Source organism: Streptomyces sp. MBT65 (genome assembly GCF_016612545.1).
Taxonomy (GTDB): Bacteria; Actinomycetota; Actinomycetes; order Streptomycetales; family Streptomycetaceae; genus Streptomyces.
Genome location: NZ_JAENRY010000825.1, coordinates 1 through 325, shown reverse-complemented (window position 1 = coordinate 325; position 325 = coordinate 1). Strand labels below are relative to the sequence as shown.

The following is a 325-nucleotide window of genomic DNA, read 5'->3' as shown; positions in this document are numbered from 1 at the left end:
GCCGACCCCGCCGACCCACTGTGCGCGGCACACCTGCACTGCCCGCCACTCGCCGTGGCCACCGCCGCCGACCTCGCCGTCAGCGCGCTGAACCCGTCCCTCGACTCCTGGGACCAGGCCCCCGCCGCCTCCGCCCTCGAAGCCCTCGTCACCCGCACCCTCGCCCACGCGATCGGCCTCGCCGACGCCCTCGTCACCACCGGCGGCACCGAAGCCAACCAACTCGCCCTGCTGCTCGCCCGCGAAGCCCACAGCGGCACCGTGCAGTTGGTCTGCGGATCCAACGCCCACCACTCCCTGCCCCGCGCCGCCTGGCTCCTCGGAC

The 325-nt window shown here is 75.4% G+C and carries 1 pseudogene; it reads left to right on the top strand.

The features are described 5' to 3' along the window. Nucleotides 1-325 (top strand): annotated as a pseudogene (locus JHN63_RS52260) (aspartate aminotransferase family protein); the annotation flags it as partial.